We start from the raw sequence: 19,667 nt of genomic DNA, 5'->3' as shown, positions 1-19,667 counted from the left end.
CGAGGCTGCAAGCTGCACCCATGTCCATGGAAACCCTGTTCGCCACCGCCGCCCGTATCGGTGAGCGCCTGAAAGCCCGGCGCGAAACCGTCGCCGTCGCCGAATCGGCGGCCGGCGGCCTGATTTCGGCGGCGTTGCTGGCCGTGCCGGGGGCTTCGGCCTTCTATCTCGCTGGCGCGGTCGTCTACACACCGCGTGCTCGCCACCGGCTGCTCGGGCTGCGGCGGGAGGATGTGCGTGGGTTCATGTCTGCCACGGAACCGTTCGCGCTGCTGATGGCCGAGACTATCCGCGCACAGCACAGCGCCACCTGGGGCATCGGCGAAACCGGCGCGGCCGGGCCGAACGGCAACCCCTATGGCCACGCGGCGGGGCATGATGTGGTGGCGGTGAGTGGCCCGGTGCAGATGGCCCGCACGATTGCGACGGGGTCGAGCGACCGACAGGCGAACATGTTGGCGTTTGCGGTGGTGGCGCTGGAATTGCTGGGGGAACAGTTGGCCTAATCCGCCAGCGTCACGGTGCCGTCCGGCCCTGGCAGCATGAAGGGGTTGTAGGCCACTTCCCAGGGATGGCCGTCAGGATCGCAGAAATAGCCCGAGTAGCCGCCCCAGAAGGCATCGTGGGCGGGCTTTTGTAAGGTGCCGCCGTTGACGACAGCGCGGGCGAGAAGTTCGTCGACTTCGGCTTTGCTGCCGACATTATGGGCCAGGGTGAAGCCGCCGAAGCCCGGCCCCCGGTCCGACATCCCGCAATCTTCGGCCAATTTGTCGAACGGATAGATGGCAAAGGCCATCCCGCCGCACTGGAACATGGCAATGGCTTCGAATTTTCGGGCCTTGCGCGGCCAGCCCATGGCTTCCCAGAAGGCGACGGCGCGGGCCATATTGTCGGTTCCGAGGGTGACGATGCTGATGCGTTGGTCCATGGGTGAACTCCGGTTGATTGGGGAGACGATGGCATGGCGACCGCCGAAATGAAACGCATTGTGCTGGCACGGCATATCGTTGGGGCGCCGACGCCCGATGATTTCCGGCTGGAGGTGCTGCCGATCCCGGCGCTGGAGGACGGCCAGTTGCTGATCGCCAACCGCTTCATCAGTTGCGATCCCGGCACCCGATCCCGGCTGTCGCCGGGCGCCTCCTATGCGCCGCCGCTGAAGGCTGGCGCGATGGTCGATGGCTTTGCGGTGGGGGAGGTGGTGGAGAGCCGCCACCCGAAGTTCAGTGCCGGTGATCTGGTGATGGGCACCGGTTGGGCGACGCACATGGTCTCGAACGGGCGCGGCTATTTGTCGAAAGTGCCTGATCTGGGCGTGCCGCTGTCCCTGTGGAACGGCATCTTGGGTGTGCCGGGCATGACGGCGTGGTTCGGGCTGAAGCGGGTTGCGAACTTGGCTGCCGGCGAGCGCGTGCTGGTGACCAGCGCGGCCGGGCCGGTGGGGGCAACAGCGGGCCAGTTGGCCAAGCTGTGGGGCGCCGGGCGCGTGGTCGGCATTGCCGGCGGCGCGGAGAAATGCCGCTGGTTGACGGAGGTGTGCGGATTCGATGACGCGATTGATTACAAGGCGCCAGATTTCGAGGCGCGTTTTGCCGAGGCCAGCGCAGATGGCTGGGATGTGCTGTTCGACAATGTCGGCAATGCCAGCATCGATCGCGCGCTGCCGGTGATGCGGATGAAGGGCCGCATCGTGGTCTCGGGCCAGGTCGCGGATTATAATCTGACGCCCGAAGCGGCGCCCGGCATCCACCACACCCGCGAATTCATCGGCAAGCGGCTGCGGATGGAAGGCATGGTGGTGTTCGACGATCTGCCGCAGTTTCCCGCCGCGCAAGAACAGCTGGCCGAGCTGATCCGCGATGGCAAGGTCGCCTATCGCGAGGAAATCTTTGATGGTCTTGCCAGTCTGCCCGAAGCCTTTTGCGGCCTGTTCAGCGGCGCCAGTTTCGGCCGGCGGCTGGTGCGAGTCTGATCGCAGGGCCGGCACCGGGCTGGCATATCCCCGGCCATGGGCGTAGAAGAGAGGCGTAGAGCAATTTTCGCCAAGGAAAACATGACATGGGTTCGTTCAGCCTCACCCATTGGCTGGTGGTCATCCTGGTCCTCATCCTGCTGTTTGGCCGCGGCAAGATTTCCGATCTGATGGGCGATTTTGCCAAGGGCATCAACAGCTTCAAGAAGGGCCTGAGCGACAGTGACTCGCCGCCGGCGCCGACCCCGGCGCCGCCGCAGGTGACCAATGCCGGCCAGCCGCAGCCGGCGCCGATGGGCGAAGAAACCCGCCGCTGAGGCGGCGGGCGCCCGGGTAACGGCATTGCTCCATGTTTGGCATTGATTCGTCTGAACTTCTGGTCATCGCGGTCGTGGCCTTGCTGGTGATCGGCCCGAAGGATCTGCCGCGCGCCATGCGCTGGCTGGGGCAATGGACGGGCAAGGCGCGCGCCATGAGCCGGCATCTGCGGTCCGGATTCGATGCGATGATGCGCGAATCCGAACTGGAAGAAATGCAGAAATTGTGGGCGGCGCAGAATGATGCGATCATGAAGGCATCGGCGCTGCCGGAAAACAGCCTGCCCAACCTCGCCGGGCCGTTCCCGACCGAAACCTCCTATGATGCCTGGCCGATCACGCCGGTGGACGAAGCGCCGGCGCTGCCCGAGCCGATGGCGCCTGAACCGGGCGTAGATTTGGCGAAAGCGCCGCCTGCCAAACCCAAGCGCAAGCCGCGTTCAAAGCCTGCGGCGGCGGCAAAGCCTGCGGCGGCGGCCAAGCCGGCGACCGAAGCCGAATCCGCCACGGCCCCGCAAAGCGATGCGGCATGAACGAGGAAATTGACCGATCCGACATTGATGCCAGCAAGGCGCCGCTGCTCGATCATCTGATCGAGTTGCGTGGGCGGCTGCTGCGCAGTCTCGTCTATTTCATCATCGCCTTTGGTCTGGCGTTCAGCCAGGCCGACAAGGTGTTCGATTTTCTGGTGCAGCCATTGGTGGAGGCATCGGGCAATGGCGCGCGGCTGATCTACACCAAGCTGTATGACGCGTTTCTGGTGGAAATCCGCGTGGCCGCCTTTGCCGGCTTCTGCCTGGCCTTCCCGTTCATCGCCAACGAATTGTGGCGCTTCGTGGCGCCGGGCCTGTACCGCCGGGAACAGAGGGCGCTGCTGCCGTTTCTGCTGGCGACGCCGATCCTGTTCACCTGCGGCGCCGCCATGGCCTATTATATGGTGATGCCGGCGGCCTTCCGGTTTTTCCTGGGATTTCAGCAGGAAGGCGGCGTTGGCGGCATCAATCGCGAGGCGCTGCCGGCGATGGGCGAATATCTCGATCTGGTGATGAGCCTGATCCTGGCCTTTGGGGTCGCGTTTTTGCTGCCCGTGCTGCTGATGCTGCTGGAACGGGCCAATATCGTCAACCGCCAGCAATTGAAGGCCGGCCGGCGCTATGCCATCGTGGCGGCGTTCGTGGTGGCGGCGGTGCTGACGCCGCCCGATCTCTGGTCGCAACTGGCGTTGGCGGTGCCGTTGGTGCTGCTGTACGAGATCTCGATCATCGCGATCTGGTTCACCGAACGGCGCCGTGCCAAGGTGGAAGCGGCGTCCAGCTCTTAATCCCGCCCATCCTCATCGCGGCCCGCATCATCCTTCGCATCCTTGGCGGTATCGGCGATCGTGTCACCCGCGCTTTCGATATCGCGGCCGGCGCCTTCCACCGTGTTGCAGGCGGTCAGCAGGACGAGCGCAGCCAGCAGGCCGATTGACGTGGTCTTCATGATCTGTCTCCGTTTGTCGTTCCGAACTGCTTGCCGCCTGCCGGCTTGCTGGCGACCGCACGGGCTGGCATGACCGGCGCATGGCGTTCACCTTGCCCGCAGCCGAGCCGCCGCCCGATCTGGCGGCCGTGTTGCCAAATGGCCTGTCCAGCCCCCTGCAGAACGCCGCCGTGGCCGCTTGGTTCAATGCGCCGTTTCTGAAAGGCTTGATTCGTGGCCGGCGGGCGACAATGGCAACTTTGGCCGAGGCGGGCCCGGATGCGGCGCTGGCCGATGCGCTGGCGCTGGCTGGTGATGACAGCCAGCCCATCATGCCGCGCCTGCGCACCGCCCGCCGCGACGTGGCGCTGATCACCGCGCTGGCCGATCTGGCCGGGTTATGGCCCCTTGAGCGGGTGACGGCGGGCCTGTCGGACTTTGCCGACTGCGCGATCCATGCTGCCATTGCGGCCGCGCTGGCCGAACGCGGTGTCGGCCCGCGCGGGCTGGTGGCGCTGGCGCTGGGCAAACTCGGCAGTCGGGAGCTGAACTATTCGTCGGATGCCGATCTGATTTTCCTGCACGATCCGGATCTGATTCCCTGCCGCGGCAGCGAGGATCCGGGCGAGGCGGCGGTGCGCATCACGCGGCGGGCGGTGGCGATCCTCGCCGACTTGACGCCCGACGGCTATGTCGCGCGCATTGATCTGCGGCTGCGACCGGCTTCGGAAATCACGCCGATGTCGATCAGCCTGCCGGCGGCCGAGCAATATTATCAATCCGAAGCGCTGACCTGGGAACGGGTGGCGTTCATCCGCGCGCGCGCGGTGGGCGGCGATGTCGCGATGGGCGATGGCTTTCTGGATCGCATCCGCCCGTTCGTATGGCGGCGCAGCCTGGATTACACGGCGGTGCGCGATATCCAGTCGGTTTCGTTGCGCATCCGCGATCATTTCGAAGGCGGGCAGGCCATCGGCGCCGGATTCGATTTGAAGCGCGGGCGCGGCGGCATTCGCGAGGTGGAGTTTTTCGCGCAGATCAATCAACTGATCTGGGGCGGGCGGGCGCCGGAGCTGCGCTGCCCGGCAACGCTGGAGGGCCTGGCGGCGCTGGCGAAGGCCGGCCATGTGCCGCCGGGCGATGCGCAGGCCTTGGCTGCATCCTATCGCGCGCTGCGCACGCTCGAACATCGGTTGCAGATGCGCCGGGACGAACAGACCCATGCGATCCCGCGCCTGGTTGCCGATCGCCATGCCGTGGCGCGCTTGAGCGGGCTGAAGGACGGCCCGGCGCTGGAGGCGGCGCTGGTTCGTATCACGGCGCCGGTTGCGGCGGCCTATGACCAGTTGGTGGCGGCGGCGTTGCCGGAAGGCACCACGGTGCCGGCCGATCCCCGCGCCTGGTTGAAGACGCATCATCCCGCGCTGACCAAGCTGTTGCCGTCGCTGATCGCCACCTGGCGGCAGGGCAAATATCGTGCGCTGCGGGCCGAAAGCGCCCGCGTCGATTTCGAAGCCGTGCTGCCGGGTTTGCTGGCGGCGCTGGCGGCATCGGCCGATCCGGCGACAGCGGCGGTGCGGCTGGATGCGTTTCTGTCGGCCTTGCCGGCCGGCGCGCGGTTCCTGGCGCTGCTGCGCGCCAATCCGCGGCTGGTGGCGCTGCTCGGCAATCTGATCGGGGTGACGCCGGTGCTGGCCGAGGCGCTGGCCCGCGATCCAGCGCTGTTCGATGTGATGTTGTCGCCCGATGCCTTTGCGCCGTTGCCCGACGGCGAGGAGCTGCGCCGCGGGCTGGCGCACCTGTGTGCCAATGCGGCCGGTGTGGAGGATGTGCTGGACAGGGTGCGGCGCTGGACGGCGGAACTGCGCTTTCAGCTCGGCGCGCAATTGGTGGAAGGCCATGTCGATGCGCTGGTGGTGGGGCGCGGCCTCGCTGATTGTGCGGATGCCGCCATTGCCGTGCTGTTGCCGGTGGTGACCGCCGACTTCGTGCGTGGCCATGGCGTGGTCGCGGGCAGCGAATTGGTGGTGCTGGCGCTGGGGCGTTACGGCGGCCGGGCGATGACCCATGCATCGGATCTCGATCTGGTGTTCCTGTTCACCGGCGATCACACGGCGGTATCGGATGGCCCGCGCAGCATGCCGGCCAGCCAATATTTCAATCGGCTGGCGGCACGTCTGGTGACCGCGCTGTCGGTCGCGACGGCGGCGGGTGCGCTATATGAGGTGGATACGCGGCTGCGGCCGTGGGGCGCCAAGGGCAATCTGGCGCTGTCGGTGGACAGTTTCGCCCGTTATCAACTGGAGGACGCCGAAAGCTGGGAGCATATGGCCCTGACGCGGGCGCGGGTTGTGGCCGGGCCGGTGGCGGCCGCCAATGCCGTTGTCGCGCGCGTGCTGGCGCAGCCGCGTGATGCCGAATCCTTGCGGCAGGCGGCCTTGGCGATGCGCGACGACATTGCGGCGGCCAAGCCCACCCAGGGCCGGTTCGACGTGAAACTGGCGCCGGGCGGCCTGGTTGATCTGGAATTTCTGGTGCATTTCCGGCAGCTCACCACCGGGCGCGGGCTGACGCCCGAACTGCGCCCGGCAATCGATGAATTCGTGGCAGCCGGCCTGTTGCCCGGCGATCTGGCCGACGCCCATGATGTGTTGAGCCGGTTCCTGATGTGGCTGCGGTTGCTTTATCCAGGCGCAAGGGTGCCCGATAATATTCCGCCGATGTTGGGCCAGGTGCTCGCCGACGGGCTGGGTGCGGCAAATTTCGCCGCCGTGCAGCAGCAACTTGCCATCGCCAAATCCGCGGTGCGCATGGCATGGACGAGCATCATGACCGTGAAAGCCTGAACAGGAGTGACCATAATGCCCAAAGCTGGTGACGCCGCCCCCGATTTTCGGATGGACGGGGATAATGGCACAATCGCGCTTGCCGATTTCGCGGGAAAGAAGCTGGTGCTCTATTTCTATCCCAAGGACGACACACCGGGCTGCACGACGGAAGGCAAGGCCTTTTCGGCGCTGCAGGCCGAGTTTGCCGCGGCTGACACGGCGATTGTCGGCGTATCGCGGGACAGTGTCGCCAGCCATGCCAAGTTCCGCGCCAAGCAGGGTCTGACAGTGGCGCTGGGCAGCGACGAGGGCGCCGTGACCGAGGCCTATGGCGTGTGGGTGGAAAAATCCATGTATGGCAAGAAATACATGGGGATCGAACGGGCAACCTTTCTGATCGGCCGGGATGGCGTGATTGCCGAGATATGGCCCAAGGTGAAAGTGCCTGGCCATGCCGAAGCGGTGCTGGCAGCAGCGCGCGCGTTGGCGTGACCGATCAGCGGCGGTGAATCAGGGGCGGCATCGAATCGGGCTGCCGACGATTGGTTGCGATTCGGAAATTACGCAGTTCGCCGTGCGACGGATCGAGCGTCGCGGCGCTGCAAGCGGCGTTAATCCACATTTACGGCCCGCGCTGAACAAGAGTTGCGCCTTATCGGAACGATTTTGTCACACTTCACCGCCCGCGCCCAACGTTTGGGCGCTCGGGGCAGGATGACCGGTTGTTTGCCGGGCCCGCCGCTGCTTCACCTCATGCGTCAGCGGCATGTGTCGCTGACGAGGGGGACCAGAGGGCGCATCTCAGGACAACACCGGTTTTCGAGACCGGTGACAGGGGAGATGCGTTTCCAATGCCCCGGCGGCAGAAAGGTTGCACCGGATCATGCAATTTCGGATTGGCAAAATCGCCATCATGGGTTTCGGGCTGGCCATGATGGCTGCGCCTGGTGTCGCCCAGACGGTCGCGCCACTCGCTTTCGGTTCTGGTCCGCTTGCGCCGGTGACGGTGGAGAGCGCCTCCTTCGCGATGATTGCCGACGACAGTGCAACCAATCCGGCATCCACCATGGCGCAGGCGCGCCGCGAATTTCTGGCGGCGCTGGCCAGCGAGCGGGCTGATGCCGCTGTGCTGGCGCGGCTGCTGCCGCGCGCCGGGCAACCGGTTGCCGCCTTGATCGGCGCCGCCCCGGCCGGCGCCGCCCGCGCCGAAGCCGTCCTGCAGCGGCTTGGCCTTGATCCTGCGCGCTTCATGGCCGACCGCAATCCGCTGGCGCAGGGTGGCCCGTTCATCGCCGCCAGCGATCCGCGCGTGCGCACGTTGCAGGCCGATGCGGCGCGCCAGGCCGCGCTTTCCGTAACATTTGCCACCATTCCGGCGTTCCTGCCCGTGAGCAAGCTGCACGCTTCTTCGGAATTCGGTTACCGCTCCGACCCGATTCACGGTGGCGGCGCCTTTCATGCCGGGCTCGATCTGACGGGCCGTACCGGCGACGCCATTCATGCGGCGGCCGATGGTGTGGTGGTGCGGGCCGGCTGGTGGGGCGGCTATGGCAAGGTGGTGGTGATCGACCATGGCAATGGCATGGAAACCCGGTACGGCCACATGTCGCGTTTCCATGTGAAGGCCGGTGATGTGATCCACCAGGGTCAGGTCATTGGTGGCATGGGCTCGACCGGCCGCTCGACCGGCACGCACCTGCATTTCGAAATCCGGCTTGATGGCCGGCCGATGAACCCGCAGCCGTTCCTCGATCTGGCCAGCTATGGTGTCGATGCCCCGGCCAAGCCGCGCCCGGCGGTGGTGGCGCCGCTGAACTATGCCAGCGATGAACCGTTTGCGCCGTTTGCCAGCGACGACATGGTGATGGCCGCAGGTCGCAGCTGGACGGTGCGCACCGGCCGCTAAGGCGCCCCCGGTTGCACGGAAGCGCCGGGCCGCTTATATTGAGCGCATGGAACAACTCCCCCGTCTGAGTGCAGCGGCTGCTGGCCGCGTTGCCGCCATTGCAGCCCGGCAGGGCAAGCCTGGCCTGATGCTGCGTCTGGCCGTCGATGGCGGTGGCTGTGCCGGATTTCAGTATCGGTTCGGGCTGGAGGCAGCGCCTGGCGCCGATGATGTGGCCATCGAGGCCCATGGCGTCACCATGGTGGTCGATCCCGACAGCCTGCCGTTCCTGGCCGGTGCGGAAGTGGATTATGTCGAGAAGATCGGCGCCGCCGCATTTGAAGTGCGCAATCCCAATGCCGCATCGGGCTGTGGCTGCGGGTCCAGCTTTTCAGTGTGATGCAGCCCGGTCAGGCCGGCGCCACAAGCATCATCATCCGGCGACGTGGCGCGGTGAGCACGCCGATCTGGCCTGCCAACAACTGATCGATCCGCTCACTGCCTGAATCGACCAGCAGGCGCCCGCCGGGCAAGCTCGCCAGCTTTTCGGTGCTGGCCAATATTGTGATCGCCGCTCGCCCGATTCGCTGCACGATGCGCGCGGAAAGCTGCTGGTTGCCGCGGCCCAGCAGAAAGCCCTGGCCGCCGATCACGCCAAGCGCCAGCCGGGCTTGATCCGCCTGTGATACCAGCGCCCACAACGCCCGTTCATCGACGTTACTGGCGATCAGCCGGCCATGGGCATAGGCATCGACACCCAATAATGTGCCAGTCCCCGCCAGCGCCTGCTTGACCGCCAGCATCGTGGCGCCGGTGCCGACAATCGCCAGCGGGCAATCGGCAAGGTCGCGCGCCAACAGCGTGCAGGCTGCGGCAAGATCGGCATCGGGTGCGCCGCCGCCGCCGGCCTTGGCCGCTTGCCGCCGGGCATCGAGCGGCGCAGGCAGCAGACCGTGCAGCATGGGCGTGCCGCCGGCATTGCGATCGATGATCTCGGCCATGTGCCGCCGCAGCGGCCGGCCGCGCGCAAGATCAGCCAGCAGGGCAGCGGCGGCCGCCGGGCTGGTGGCGAACACCGCACTGTGCATTTTCACGCCGGCTGGAATGCCCAGCACCGGCACGTCCGCGGTGGCGCCGATCAGATCGCGGGCCGTACCGTCACCGCCGGCGAACAACAGCAGATCAATCCCGGCCGCGCACAGGGCGCGCGCGGCAGCAGTGGTATCCGCCGGTGTGGACGGGGATTGCGGTTGATGGTGGATCGTTGCCCGGTGCCCCGCTGCCTGTGCCGCGTCCGCGCCCATGGCGCCGGCCGCGGTGCGGATGGTGATCCCTTCCAGTCCGGCAAGAGCCCGCGCGGCGCGTTGGCCGGCAAGCGGTTCGCCGCCCTTCGCCACGGCGGTTGCCGCCAACGCGCCATCGCTGCCCTGCAACGCCAGCGGCCCACCCAGCCCGGCCAGGGGATTGACGATCAGGCCGATCCGCAAATGTTGATCCTTTCCCCGAACCGCTTTGATGCTATCGCGGGCCGGTTGAGCGCACAAACAACGGGTACGGGAGCAAGGCAATGGTAACAGCGGTGATCTTCGATTTTGGCGGGGTGATCACCTCGTCGCCGTTCGAAGCCTTTGCCCGTTATGAAGCGGCGCGCGGCCTGCCGGCGAATTTCATCCGCACCGTCAACGCCACCAACCCGGATCACAACGCCTGGGCCCGGCTGGAGCGCAACGAGATCGGCACGGCCGAATTCGATCCGATTTTCCGGGCCGAGGCGATTGCGCTGGGCCATGATGTGCCGGGCGCTGATGTGCTGCCGCTGCTGGCCGGTGATGTGCGGCCCGGCATGGTGGCCGCGCTGAAGGCCTGCAAGGCGCAATACAAGGTGGGGTGCATCACCAACAATGTCGCCAGTGCCGAGGATATCGGCTGGGGCAGCAGCGTGGCCGACATATTGGCGCTGTTCGATCATGTGATCGAAAGCAGCAAGGCCGGCGTGCGCAAGCCCGATCCGCGCATCTATCTGATGATGTGCGAGGCGCTGCGCGTGGCGCCGGCGGACTGCGTCTATCTCGATGATCTGGGCATCAACTGCAAACCGGCTGCCGCGTTGGGGATGACGGCGATCAAGGTGGTGAGCGAGGCACAGGCGCTGGCTGATCTGGCGGCGGCGACGGGGCTGCAATTTTAGGCGCTACCACCCCACCGGATCGGCAAACGCCGTGCCGGTGCGCTCCAGTTGCGTGGCGATGGCGAATTTATGCACCTCCGTCGGGCCGTCATACAGGCGGAAGGGCCGCATATCGCGGAAGATCATCTCCACCACCGTTTCGTTGGTGACGCCGATCCCGCCCAATATCTGCACGCAGCGATCGGCGACCTTGAACAGATCTTCCGACACGCTGGCCTTGACGATGCTGCTTTCGTGGCGGGCCCGCACGCCATTGTCGAGCAGCCAGGCGACGTGACGGATGGCCAGCCGCGCCTGGTGCAGGGCAATTTCATTGTCGGCCAGCATGAAGTTGACGCCCTGGTGCTGCAGCAGCGGTTTGCCGAACGCGGTGCGCACCCGCGCATGTTCCAGCGCGATATGCTGGCAGCGCGCCGCCGCGCCCAGCCAGCGCATGCAGTGCGTCAGCCGCGCCGGTGCCAGCCGCATCTGGGCATAGCGGAAGGCCGAACCGATCTCGCCGAGCAGATGCGACGGCCCCAGCCGCAGGCCGTCGAAGCGCACCACGCAGTGCCCCTCGACATAATTGCGATCCATCGATTCCATCACGCGCTCGATGTGGATGCCCGGCGTGTCGCCTTCGCACAGGAACAGGGTCGGCCCGTGGGGCCCGTGCGGGTTGGGCTCGACATTGGCCATGATGATCCAGGTCTTGGCGCCATTGGCGCCGGTGATCAGCCATTTCAGCCCGGAAATCTCGTAATCATTGCCGTTGAACACGGCCTTGGTCTTCAGCTGGCCGGGGTCGCTGCCGGCGCCATCCGGTTCAGTCATGGCGAACACGCTGCGGCGATCGCCGGCCACCATTGGCTGCAGAAACTGCTTCACCTGATCCGGGCGGGCGATGCGCGACAGCAGATACATATTGCCTTCGTCCGGCGCGGCGCAGTTCATCGCCACCGGGCCGAGCGTGGACCAGCCGGCGGCTTCGAATACCGCGGCTTGGGTGGCGTGATCGAAACCCATCCCGCCGAGCTCAGTGGGCGCCTGCGGGGTGAGCAGGCCCTCGGCGCGGGCCAGCGCCACCAGATCATCGCGCAGACCGTCGGTGGGGCCGTGTTGCGTGAGGCGCGGGTCGCGTTCGAACGGGATGATACGCTCGATCACGAACTGGCGGGTGCGGCGGGCCAGTGCCTTGGTGGCTTCGGGCAGAGTGAAATCGGTCACGGCGCGCCTTTCCTGAACTGGTCGCAGGCATGGGCAAGGATCGCCAGTGCCAGCGGTTCAAAGCCCTGATAGCGGGTTCCCGTCATTTCGCCGCGCTGCCATTTTCGGTATAACTGCATCCAGGCTACTGCCAGCCGCAACCGGGCCAGCGCCAGCGGCCAGACGAGATCGCCCACATCATGGCCACTGATCATCTGGTAGCGCGCGACAACTTCGGCGCGGCGCGGCCAGCCGGGCGTGAGCGAAGGCACCGCCTGCAGTAGCTGCACCGCCGCCGGATCGCCCGGTTCGATCCAGTAGGACAGCAGGATGGCCAGATCGAAGCGGCGCGGGCCGCGCGTGGCCATATCCCAATCGATCATGGCGCGGGGGCGCAGCGTGACGGGATCGACGAGCAGATTGTCAGGCTTCAGGTCCATATGGAGCAGCACGGCGTCGTCATCAGGGGGCACAGACCGGCCAAGGGCCGCGATCAGGGCCGCGGCGTCGGCGGGCAGGTCATCCGGCCAGACGGCTTGCGCCCGCGCGGTCCAGCCCTTCAACTGGCGGGCGAAGAAACCTTCGGGTTTGCCGAGATCGCCCAGGCCCATGGCGGCCGGATCGAGCGCGTGCAGCGCCGCCATGGCGGTGAGGCTGGTATCGACCAGAGCCCGTCCGTCGCCGACTGCGTCTGGCAGGGTGCCGCCGATGGCAATGCCATCGCGCCATTCCAGCAACTGGAATTTCGTGCCGAGCACGGCATCGTCATCGCAATAAGCGATCAGCCGCGGCGCCAGCGGGAATGCCGGGGCCAGCGCCGCCAGCACCCTGGCTTCGCGGGCCATGTCGCTGGCGCCGGCGGCGAGCAGGCCGGGTGGTGGCCGGCGCAGCACGGCGCGGCCCGTGGCCAGTTCGATGCCTTCGTTGCGGTTGGCGATGCCGCCGCCCAGCGGTTGCAGCACGGCCCCCGGTGCCAATGCCAGTCCAACCGTGGGCAGCCACGCCGCCAGCCGTTCCAGATCAGTCATGCGCTGCGTATCATCAGGCAGCGCCGGCCCGGATCAAGGCCGGGGCTCGGTGCCAATTTGGTCGCCAACCAGCGTGGCACCGATGCATCATCGGCGTCCACCTCGCGATAGCCCAGCCGCGCATAGAAGGGCGCATTCCACGCCAGCAGGCGATCGGTGGTCAGCGAGAGCCGCGTGCAGCCAAGGCCGGGCGCGGCGGCGATGGCCGTGTTCATCAGCGCAGCCCCAATGCCGCGCCGCTGGGCGGGCGCCGCCACCGACAATTCCTGCAGGTGCAGCCAGCCCGATATGGTCGCGCCCAGCAGGAAGCCCACCGGTTCAGCGTCCACCGCCACCCACAGGCTGCCCGATTCGCAGCCGCGCACCAGATTTGCCAGCGGCGTGGTGGGGCCGTGGGCCAGATGCGCCACGTCGGTGCCGGCAAACAGCGTGGCGGCCGACACCTCCACCGCGGGCAGCAGCGGCAGATCGTCAGGGAGGGCCAGACGGATCAGCATGGGCCGCGTTTGCCGATCGTCTGTCACAAAGCGGTTACTGGAAGTTGGCAGAATGACCGATTATGGATCGCGTGATGGAACATGAAATTGTCCTGTATTCGGAACGGCTGTTGATGCGCCGGCCGCGCCTGTCCGATTTTGATCGGTTGGCGGCGATGTGGGCGCATCCATCGGTTGTCACCCATTTCGGCGGCAAGCCGTTCGACCGGGAAGACAGCTGGAACCGTCTGCTGCGCTATGTCGGCCATTGGGAATTGATGGGCTATGGCATGTGGACCGTCACCCGCTTGGGTGAAGACCTGCACATGGGCGATGTCGGGTTTCTGCACGGTGAGCGCATGGGCGTCCCGGCCTTTGGCAACCCGGAAGCCGCGTGGAGCTTTCACCCCGAAGCGCATGGCCAGGGTTATGGCAGCGAGGCGGTGGCCTGTGTGCTGGAATGGGCCGATCAACAGGCCGCAAGCGGCGCCGATCCGCGCTTTGCCCGCACCGTGGCGATGATCAATCCGGCCAACGCTGCCAGTATCGTGGTGGCGCGTCGCTGCGGCTTTTCGATCTTCGGCGAATCGCGGTATCACGACCACCTGGTCGGGCTGTGGGAACGTCACGCGCCGGCCTGACGGTTGAGGCGCCCTTCGATCAGCGCATCGACCACGGATGGATCGGCCAGCGTCGAGGTGTCGCCCAGCGCGGAAAAATCATTCTCGGCGATCTTGCGCAGGATGCGGCGCATGATCTTGCCGCTGCGCGTCTTGGGCAGTGCCGGGGTGAGGTGGACATGGTCCGGCACGGCGATGCCGCCGATCTCGCGGCGCACGGTGGCGCGCAACGCATCGACCAGCGCCGGCGAGGTTTCGATGCCGGCGTTAAGCGTGACATAGGCATAGATGCCCTGGCCCTTCACATCGTGGGGATAACCGACCACCGCCGCTTCGGCGACATCGGGGTGGGCGACCAGGGCTGATTCGACTTCGGCCGTGCCCATGCGGTGGCCGGAGACATTGATCACATCATCGACGCGCCCGGTGATCCACCAATAGCCATCGGCATCACGGCGCGCGCCGTCGCCGGTGAAATACTGGCCATGATAGGTGGTGAAATAGGTCTGCGCGAACCGATCATGATCGCCGAAGATGCTGCGCGCCTGGCCGGGCCAGCTGCGCCGCAGGATCAGATTGCCGCTGATGTCCTGGCCCGGCGTCCAGGAGATGATGGTGCCATCGGCCTCCACCAGCGCCGGCTCGATGCCGAACATCGGCTGGCAGGCGCTGCCCGGTTTCAGCGCGGTGGCGCCGGGCAGCGGCGTGATCAGCGCGCCGCCGGTTTCGGTCTGCCACCAGGTGTCGACGATGGGCAGCTTTTCCTTGCCGACGACGCGGTGATACCAGTTCCACGCTTCCGGGTTGATCGGTTCGCCCACCGTGCCGAGCAGGCGCAAGGATGACAGATCGTGGCGTTCGATGGGTTCATCGCCGTCGCGCATGATGGCGCGCAGGGCGGTGGGCGCGGTGTAGAAGATATTGACCTGGTGCTTGGCAACCACTTGCCAGAAACGGTCGTTCGCCGGCCAGCTCGGTACGCCTTCGAACATCAGCACGGTCGCGCCGGCGCTGAGCGGCCCATAGACGATATAGCTGTGGCCGGTGATCCAGCCGACATCGGCCGTGCACCAGAAGATCTCGCCGGGTTGATAATCAAACACGGTTTCGAAGGTGAGATTGGCCCACAGCAGATAGCCGGCGGTGCTGTGCAGCACGCCCTTGGGCTTGCCGGTGGAGCCGGAGGTGTAGAGGATGAACAGCGGGTCTTCGGCGCCCATCGGCTCGGGCGTGCACGTGGCGGGGACGTCGCTGCGCACCTGATGCCACCAATGATCGCGCTCTTCGTGCATCGCCACCTTGCCGCCGGTGTGGCGGACCACCAGCACGGATTCCACCGGGGTGCCGGCGGCTTCGGCCCGTTCACAGGCGGCATCGACGACGGTTTTGAGCGGGATGGGCTTGCCGCCGCGCCGGCCTTCGTCGGCGGTGATGACGAAGCGGCTCTGCGCGTCCGCGATGCGGCCGGCCAGGCTGTCGGCGGAAAAGCCGCCGAACACCACGCTGTGCACGGCGCCGATGCGCGCGCAGGCCAGCATCGCCATCGCGGCTTCGGGGATCATCGGCATGTAGATGGTGACCCGGTCGCCCTTGTCCACGCCAAGCGCCACCAGCGCATTGGCCATGCGCGCCACCTCTTCGCGCAATTCGGCATAGGTGATGCGGCGGGTCGCGGCGCCGGGATCATCGGCTTCCCATAGAATCGCGGTGCGATCCGGCGCTGTATCGGCCCAGCGATCGAGGCAGTTCCAACTGGCGTTCAGCACGCCATCCTCGAACCATTTGATCGCCACCGGGTCCCAGCGCCAATTGCCCATCACGGTTGGCGCGCGGTGCCAATCGAGCCGGGTGATCTGGTTGCGCCAGAAACCATCCGGGTCGTCCAGGCTCTGGGCATAAAGCGCCTGATATTGTTCGGCGGTGGTGCGGGTGATCGCCAATGCAGCGGCGGTGACGGGGTGTAATGTGTCGGTCATGGCGGCAGACTAGGCCGCAGCGCGGCGCCGGGCTAGAGGGAGCGGATGGCGTTTCCCCCCTCCAAAGCGATGGCCCTTGCGCTTGACGAGGCGCGGCTGGCCTTTGTGCGCGATGAAGTGCCGGTGGGCGCGGTGGTGACGGATGCCGCCGGAAACGTGATCGCTGCTGCTGGCAATCGTACCCGCGAAGATCGCGATCCGACGGCCCATGCCGAAATCCTGGCCATTCGCGCCGCCTGTGCCGCAATCGGCTCGGAACGGCTGACGGGCTGCACGATCACGGTCACGCTGGAACCCTGCGCCATGTGTGCGGCGGCCATCGCGGCGGCGCGGTTGAGCCGGGTGGTGTATGGCGCAGCCGATCCCAAATCCGGCGGCGTGATGCACGGCGCGCGGGTGTTCAGCCACAGCCAGAGCCATCACCAGCCCGAAGTGGTGACGGGCGTTGCCGAGGTGGAGGCTGCGGCCCTGCTGCGCGATTTTTTTGCCGGACGGCGGTAGGCAAGGCGCTGGCGGCGGGGCATTCACCCCTTGCTGCAATTGATCGGCTTCGCCACCGTGCCGGCATGAGCAGTGCCGCACCCCGCCGCATATTGGGCCCGTTTGCCGCGGCGTCCGTGGTGGTGGGCATGGTGGTGGGGGCCGGCATTTTCCGGTCGGCCAGCCTGGTGGCGGCCACCTTGCAGAATGATGTGCTGGTGCTGGCCGCGTGGGCGGTTGGCGGGGTGTTCGCGCTGTGCGGGGCGCTGGTCTATGCCGAACTGGCCAGCACATTTCCGCACCCCGGCGGCGATTATCGTTTTCTGCGGCTGGCTTACGGCCCGTTGCCGGCGTTTCTGTTTGCCTGGTCGCGCTTTGCGGTGATCTTTTCGGCCTCCGCAGCGCTGCTGGCGTTCGTTGCGGCGGACTATATTGCCGAACTGGTGCCAATGTCGGCCGGCGCGCGCGGCGGCGTGGCGGCGCTGGCCATCGTGACGCTGACCGCGCTCAATCTGGCTGGCGTCAAGCGCTCCACGGGCGGCCAGATGGTGCTGGTGACCGGGGATGTGATCGCGCTGTTGGCGCTTGGGATCGCGGCCGCCAGCCTGATTGCCAGCGGCACACCGCCGCTTGCGCCGACCATGGCGCCACAGCCGTTCGGTGCGGCGGCGTTCGGACAGGCGATGGTGTTCGTGATGCTGGCCTTTGGCGGGTTCAACGATGCCGCCACGCTGTCGGCCGAAGTGCGCACCCCGCGCGACATGACCCGCGCCATGGTCGGTGGCATGGCGCTGGTCACCACGCTCTATTGCCTGGCGAACTGGGCCTATCTCGCCGGGCTGGGCGGCGCCGGGTTGGCGGCCAGCAACGCGCCGGCGGCGGCGCTGATGGCCCGCGCCTTCGGCCCTGTGGGGCAGGTGGTGATGGTGGTGTTTGTCACCTGCGCGGCGCTGGCCATCGTCAACGCGCTGGTGATCGTTGGCGGGCGCACACTTTATGCCGTGGCTGGCGACGAGCCGGCGCTGGCACGGCTCGCGGCCTGGGACGAAGCGGCCGGCGTGCCGCGCGTCGCGATCTGGGCACAATGTGGGTTGTCGCTGTGTCTGGTCGCATGGGGGTCGCTGTCCAGTGGCTTTGCCCAGATGGTTGATTTCCTGTCGCCGGTGTTCTGGCTGTTCCTGTCCCTCACCGGCCCGGCGCTGATCATCCTGCGCCGGCGTGCGCCGGGTGTGGCGCGGCCGTTTCAGGTGCCGCTCTATCCGCTGGTACCCTTGCTGTTCACCGGCGGCTGCCTGTTCGTGCTGCAAAGTTCGGTGCGTTACGTGGGCCTGCAGGGATCGCTGATCAGTTTTGGCGTGCTGGCGGCGGGGTTGCTGCTGCGTGTGCTGCTCAAAGCCCCAGCGCCGTTGCAGCGTGGAATGTGATGCCGGCCGCCACATAGGCAGCGGCGAACAAATAGGTGAACATGAAGATCGGCCAGCGCCAGCTTGCGGTTTCGCGGCGAGTCACGGCCAGCGTGGACAGGCACTGCGGCGCGAACACGAACCAGGCCAGGAATGCCAGTCCGGTCGGCAGCGGCCAGGCGGCGCGCAATTGCTCGACCAGGCTGCCGGTGTTTTCATCGTCCACCCCTTGCAGCGCATAGACGGTGCCGAGCGCCGACACCGCCACTTCGCGCGCCGCCATGCCGGGCACCAGTGCGATGGCGATTTCCTTGTTGAAGCCGACCGGTGCGAAGATCGGTTCCAGCGCGGTGCCGATCTTGCCAGCCAGACTATATTCGATCCCGGGCTTCACCGCATCGGCCGGCGGTTGTGGCCAGCTCGCCAGTGCCCACAGCACGACGGTGGAGGCCAGGATGATGGTGCCGGCGCGCTGCAGGAAGGCCAGCGCGCGGCTGTAGAGGCCGATCAGCAGATCGCGCGGCGCCGGCCATTGATATTTGGGCATTTCCATCAGGAACGGCGGTGCGGCGCCCTTGGTGACGGTGCGGCGCAGTGCGAAGGCGGCGACCAGCGCGCCCAAGATGCCGGCCAGATAGAGAATGAACAGCACCAGGCCCTGCAAGCCGAACGGGCCCACGTCTCGCGAAGGGATGAAGGCGCCGATCACCACCGCATAGACCGGCAGCCGCGCCGAACAGGTCATCAGCGGCGCGATCAGGATGGTGGTCAGCCGGTCGCGCGGCGAATCGATGCTGCGTGTCGCCATGATGCCGGGGATGGCGCAGGCAAAGCTGGAAAGCAGCGGGATGAACGCCCGGCCATTCAGGCCGACGCGCGCCATCAGCCGGTCCATCAGGAACGCCGCGCGGGTCATGTAGCCGGATTGTTCGAGCGTGATGATGAAGGCGAACAGGATCAGGATCTGGGGCAGGAACACCACCACGGCGCCGACGCCGGCCAGCACGCCATCATTCAGCAGCGACAGCAGCCAGCCTTCGGGCAAAATCGCCGTCAACTCGGCTTGCAGCGCGCCGACACCGGCTTCGATCCAGCCCATCGGCGCTTCGGCCCAACTGAACACCGCCTGGAACATGAAGAACAGGATGGCCGCCAGCAGCAACGGCCCGGCGACAGGATGCAGCACCACCGCATCGATGCGCTGTGACCAGCGCTTGGCGCTGCCGGTGGCCGTCTCCACCGCGGCGGCGATGCGGCGGGCTTCTTTCTGCAGGGCCCGGGTGTTTTCGGGCTGTTCGGTGGGCAATGCGGGCGGTGCCGCCCCGATGTGGCTGGCCACGGCCGCACCCAGCGCATCAAGACCGCGCTTGCGCACCGCGACCGTCGCCACCACCGGCACCCCGAGCAGATCGGCCAGGCGCGGCACATCGATGACGATGCCATCGCGCGCCGCCAGGTCGGCCATGTTGAGTGCCACCACCAGCGGCAGGCCCAGCGCGCGCAATTCCAGCACGAAGCGCAGGTGATTGCGCAAATTGGTGGCGTCGATCACCGCCACGATGACGTCCAGCGGCTTTTCGCCGGGAATCCGCCCGAAGATGGCATCACGAGTGACGGCTTCGTCGGGCGAACGGGGATCAAGGCTGTAGGTGCCGGGCAGATCGATCAACTCGGCGAGCACATCATTCGGCAGGGCCAGCCGCCCGGCCTTGCGCTCCACAGTGACGCCCGGATAATTGCCGACCTTCTGCCGGCTGCCGGTCAGCGCGTTGAACAGGCTGGTCTTGCCGGCATTGGGATTGCCGACCAACGCCACGACCGGCTGGCGCGCCAGCGTGCCCGCATGCA

Annotated in this window: 21 protein-coding genes; 13 read left to right on the top strand and 8 right to left on the bottom strand. The window is 66.7% G+C overall.

Going from position 1 to position 19,667, the window contains the following annotated elements:
* Window positions 1-20: 20 nt before the first annotated feature.
* Window positions 21-506, top strand: a complete 486-nt coding sequence (locus tag ACTIEZ_RS06935) for a CinA family protein (RefSeq protein WP_439545931.1) — start codon at window positions 21-23, stop codon at window positions 504-506.
* Here the strand turns inward: ACTIEZ_RS06935 and ACTIEZ_RS06930 are convergent.
* Complete coding sequence (locus ACTIEZ_RS06930; RefSeq protein WP_439545930.1) at window positions 503-928, bottom strand: VOC family protein; 426 nt, start codon at window positions 926-928, stop codon at window positions 503-505. The genes ACTIEZ_RS06935 and ACTIEZ_RS06930 overlap by 4 nt on opposite strands.
* Window positions 929-961: 33 nt before the next feature.
* On the opposite strand from ACTIEZ_RS06930, the gene ACTIEZ_RS06925 reads away from it, so the two are divergent.
* From ACTIEZ_RS06925 to tatC, 4 genes are all read left to right on the top strand, one after another.
* The gene (locus ACTIEZ_RS06925) at window positions 962-1,972 is read left to right on the top strand and encodes an NADP-dependent oxidoreductase (RefSeq protein ID WP_439545929.1); all 1,011 of its coding nucleotides are present in this window, start codon (window positions 962-964) and stop codon (window positions 1,970-1,972) included.
* Window positions 1,973-2,058: 86 nt separating this feature from the next.
* The gene (locus ACTIEZ_RS06920) at window positions 2,059-2,289 is read left to right on the top strand and encodes a twin-arginine translocase TatA/TatE family subunit (RefSeq protein WP_439545928.1); all 231 of its coding nucleotides are present in this window, start codon (window positions 2,059-2,061) and stop codon (window positions 2,287-2,289) included.
* A 32-nt stretch (window positions 2,290-2,321) separates the two neighbouring features.
* Entirely contained in the window at window positions 2,322-2,822 is a 501-nt protein-coding gene (gene tatB, locus ACTIEZ_RS06915; RefSeq protein WP_439545927.1) for a Sec-independent protein translocase protein TatB, read from the top strand.
* Entirely contained in the window at window positions 2,819-3,610 is a 792-nt protein-coding gene (gene tatC / locus ACTIEZ_RS06910; protein ID WP_439545926.1) for a twin-arginine translocase subunit TatC, read from the top strand. The genes tatB and tatC overlap by 4 nt, the downstream gene beginning before the upstream one ends.
* Here tatC and ACTIEZ_RS06905 read toward each other — a convergent pair.
* Window positions 3,607-3,771 carry an entericidin A/B family lipoprotein gene (locus tag ACTIEZ_RS06905; RefSeq protein WP_439545925.1) on the bottom strand — a complete coding sequence of 55 codons (165 nt, stop codon included), beginning with the start codon at window positions 3,769-3,771 and terminating at the stop codon, window positions 3,607-3,609. The two genes, tatC and ACTIEZ_RS06905, sit on opposite strands and share 4 nt — an antisense overlap.
* A gap of 80 nt (window positions 3,772-3,851) precedes the next feature.
* Here ACTIEZ_RS06905 and ACTIEZ_RS06900 point away from each other — a divergent pair, with 80 nt between their 5' ends.
* The 4 genes from ACTIEZ_RS06900 to erpA all read left to right on the top strand — a co-directional run bounded on the left by ACTIEZ_RS06900 (window position 3,852) and on the right by erpA (window position 8,863).
* Window positions 3,852-6,596: a bifunctional [glutamine synthetase] adenylyltransferase/[glutamine synthetase]-adenylyl-L-tyrosine phosphorylase gene (locus ACTIEZ_RS06900; protein WP_439545924.1), complete on the top strand. Its 2,745-nt coding sequence runs from the start codon at window positions 3,852-3,854 to the stop codon at window positions 6,594-6,596.
* Window positions 6,597-6,611: 15 nt separating this feature from the next.
* Complete coding sequence (locus tag ACTIEZ_RS06895) at window positions 6,612-7,070, top strand: peroxiredoxin (RefSeq protein ID WP_439545923.1); 459 nt, start codon at window positions 6,612-6,614, stop codon at window positions 7,068-7,070.
* 391 nt (window positions 7,071-7,461) lie between these two features.
* Window positions 7,462-8,484: a M23 family metallopeptidase gene (locus ACTIEZ_RS06890; protein WP_439545922.1), complete on the top strand. Its 1,023-nt coding sequence runs from the start codon at window positions 7,462-7,464 to the stop codon at window positions 8,482-8,484.
* 46 nt (window positions 8,485-8,530) lie between these two features.
* Window positions 8,531-8,863 carry an iron-sulfur cluster insertion protein ErpA gene (erpA, locus tag ACTIEZ_RS06885; RefSeq protein WP_439545921.1) on the top strand — a complete coding sequence of 111 codons (333 nt, stop codon included), beginning with the start codon at window positions 8,531-8,533 and terminating at the stop codon, window positions 8,861-8,863.
* Window positions 8,864-8,873: 10 nt separating this feature from the next.
* Here erpA and ACTIEZ_RS06880 read toward each other — a convergent pair whose 3' ends face one another.
* Window positions 8,874-9,950, bottom strand: coding sequence for an ATP-NAD kinase family protein (locus ACTIEZ_RS06880; RefSeq protein ID WP_439545920.1), 1,077 nt, complete (start codon window positions 9,948-9,950; stop codon window positions 8,874-8,876).
* Between the two features lie 80 nt (window positions 9,951-10,030).
* Here ACTIEZ_RS06880 and ACTIEZ_RS06875 point away from each other — a divergent pair, with 80 nt between their 5' ends.
* A complete protein-coding gene (locus tag ACTIEZ_RS06875) occupies window positions 10,031-10,651 on the top strand; it encodes an HAD-IA family hydrolase (RefSeq protein ID WP_439545919.1) in 621 nt (206 codons plus the stop codon).
* Between the two features lie 3 nt (window positions 10,652-10,654).
* On the opposite strand, the gene ACTIEZ_RS06870 is transcribed toward ACTIEZ_RS06875, so the two are convergent.
* Genes ACTIEZ_RS06870 through ACTIEZ_RS06860 form a run of 3 tightly spaced genes read right to left on the bottom strand, consistent with a single transcriptional unit; the run spans window position 10,655 to window position 13,361 of the window.
* A complete protein-coding gene (locus ACTIEZ_RS06870) occupies window positions 10,655-11,857 on the bottom strand; it encodes an acyl-CoA dehydrogenase family protein (RefSeq protein ID WP_439545918.1) in 1,203 nt (400 codons plus the stop codon).
* Window positions 11,854-12,864 carry a phosphotransferase family protein gene (locus ACTIEZ_RS06865; RefSeq protein ID WP_439545917.1) on the bottom strand — a complete coding sequence of 337 codons (1,011 nt, stop codon included), beginning with the start codon at window positions 12,862-12,864 and terminating at the stop codon, window positions 11,854-11,856. Before ACTIEZ_RS06865 ends, ACTIEZ_RS06870 begins: the two co-directional genes overlap by 4 nt.
* Entirely contained in the window at window positions 12,861-13,361 is a 501-nt protein-coding gene (locus tag ACTIEZ_RS06860) for a GNAT family N-acetyltransferase (protein WP_439545916.1), read from the bottom strand. The genes ACTIEZ_RS06865 and ACTIEZ_RS06860 overlap by 4 nt, the downstream gene beginning before the upstream one ends.
* Before the next feature lie 74 nt (window positions 13,362-13,435).
* Here ACTIEZ_RS06860 and ACTIEZ_RS06855 point away from each other — a divergent pair, with 74 nt between their 5' ends.
* Window positions 13,436-13,981 (top strand): GNAT family N-acetyltransferase, encoded by a 546-nt coding sequence (locus tag ACTIEZ_RS06855; protein WP_439545915.1) that lies wholly within the window; start codon window positions 13,436-13,438, stop codon window positions 13,979-13,981.
* Here the strand turns inward: ACTIEZ_RS06855 and acs are convergent.
* Window positions 13,966-15,936 (bottom strand): acetate--CoA ligase, encoded by a 1,971-nt coding sequence (gene acs, locus ACTIEZ_RS06850; RefSeq protein ID WP_439545914.1) that lies wholly within the window; start codon window positions 15,934-15,936, stop codon window positions 13,966-13,968. The genes ACTIEZ_RS06855 and acs overlap by 16 nt on opposite strands.
* Window positions 15,937-16,005: 69 nt before the next feature.
* On the opposite strand from acs, the gene ACTIEZ_RS06845 reads away from it, so the two are divergent.
* Complete coding sequence (locus tag ACTIEZ_RS06845) at window positions 16,006-16,437, top strand: nucleoside deaminase (RefSeq protein ID WP_439545913.1); 432 nt, start codon at window positions 16,006-16,008, stop codon at window positions 16,435-16,437.
* A 65-nt stretch (window positions 16,438-16,502) separates the two neighbouring features.
* Window positions 16,503-17,840 carry an APC family permease gene (locus ACTIEZ_RS06840; RefSeq protein ID WP_439545912.1) on the top strand — a complete coding sequence of 446 codons (1,338 nt, stop codon included), beginning with the start codon at window positions 16,503-16,505 and terminating at the stop codon, window positions 17,838-17,840.
* Here ACTIEZ_RS06840 and feoB read toward each other — a convergent pair.
* Window positions 17,806-19,653, bottom strand: a complete 1,848-nt coding sequence (feoB, locus tag ACTIEZ_RS06835; RefSeq protein ID WP_439545965.1) for a ferrous iron transport protein B — start codon at window positions 19,651-19,653, stop codon at window positions 17,806-17,808. The genes ACTIEZ_RS06840 and feoB overlap by 35 nt on opposite strands.
* Window positions 19,654-19,667 lie beyond the last annotated feature (14 nt).

The sequence above is a fragment of the Sandarakinorhabdus sp. genome (genome assembly GCF_051860625.1).
Taxonomy (GTDB): Bacteria; Pseudomonadota; Alphaproteobacteria; order Sphingomonadales; family Sphingomonadaceae; genus Sandarakinorhabdus.
Note: the sequence above shows the minus strand (reverse complement) of the source record. Positions and strands in the feature narration are given on the sequence as shown.